This window comes from Microvirga sp. GN3, from assembly GCF_055792825.1.
The window spans coordinates 1-1,289 of record NZ_JBVVAK010000376.1 but is presented as its reverse complement, the minus strand read 5'-3'; the positions used below and the strand labels follow the sequence as shown (position 1 = coordinate 1,289).

General features: G+C 66.6%; 1 protein-coding gene. It reads left to right on the top strand.

Annotated features, from left to right (window positions below):
• A partial coding sequence (locus ACS5Q1_RS47950) for an IS110 family RNA-guided transposase (protein WP_473104792.1) occupies positions 1-951 on the top strand: 951 nt, incomplete at its 5' end.
• Positions 952-1,289 lie beyond the last annotated feature (338 nt).

The window sequence follows — 1,289 nt, the reverse complement described above, 5'->3', positions numbered from 1 at the left end:
CCGATCACCCGCATTGCCGTCGCCTTCGAGGCTGGCCGTGACGGCTTCTGGCTCGCCCGCTGGCTGCGGGCGCGCGGCATCGAGGCCTACGTCATTCATCCCACCAGCATCGCCGTCTCGCGCGAGCATCGGCGAGCCAAGACCGACCGGCTCGATACCGCCTTGCTCAAGCGGGCCTTTCTCGGCTGGCTGCGTGGCGAGTCGGATCACTGCAGCATGGCGGCGATCCCGTCTTTGGCGGACGAGGACGCCAAGCGTCCGAGCCGCGAGCGTGAGAACCTGGTCGAGGAGCGCACCCGGCTCGGCAACCGCATGAAGGCAACCCTCGCCCGCTTTGGAATTCGCAGCTTCCGGCCGACACTGCGGACCGCGCCCGAACAGCTTGAGGCGCTGCGCACCCCTGAGGGTGTTCCCCTGCCGCCCAACACCCTGGCCGAGATGCGCCGGGATCTGGCCCGCCTGCAGGTCGTGCGGGAGCAGATCCGGGAGATCGAACAGGCCCGTCTGGAGCGGCTGGAAAGGGCCCCTGGAGAGCAGCATAACACCATGGTTCGGCTGCTGGCCCGGGTGATCGGGCTGGGGGTCGAAACGGCGGACTTGCTCGTCAACGAGATCCTCTCGCGCAATCTGCGCGACCGCAGGGCCGTGGCGCGCTACGCGGGCCTCACCGGAGCGCCGGACGAGAGTGGGGCCAAGCGCCGGGAGAAGGGCTTGGCGAGGGTGGGCAATGCTCGGGTCCGTCGCAGCATGCTCCAGCTCGCGTGGCGATTTCTGCGGTTCCAAGCCGAGAGTGATTTGGCGCGCTGGTACCGGGCCCGCACCGCAGATGGCCGGGGAGCCACGCGCAAGACCCTGATTGTCGCTCTGGCGAGGAAGTTGCTCATTGCTCTGTGGCGTTTGGCAACGACAGGGGACCTGTCGCAGGGGATCATCCTTCGCCCGGCCGCGTGAGGCAAAGACCAAAGAGGCGATCAAGCTTCGGCCGCCAACGGCCGACAATGATCCGAGGTGGCGGCAACCCGACCCAGAGCATGGCCATCCTGCCGTGATCAGAATGGGCCCGCCGCCCCGGAGCTGCGCCAGCGATGCGCATGACTGCATCATGGGCCCGGATCTCAGTGATCCGCCGAATACAAGGGTGCCGGGCGATCGCCCGTGCCAGACGGCCAGCTCCCCTCGGGTTGTTGCATGTCCCGCCTCCGCTAGGTTCCACTCAACTGGAGGACACGCAGACCAAAACTAAAACTGATGAATCAGCTCTTGACTTAAACAGCCCCATACAAGCTCTG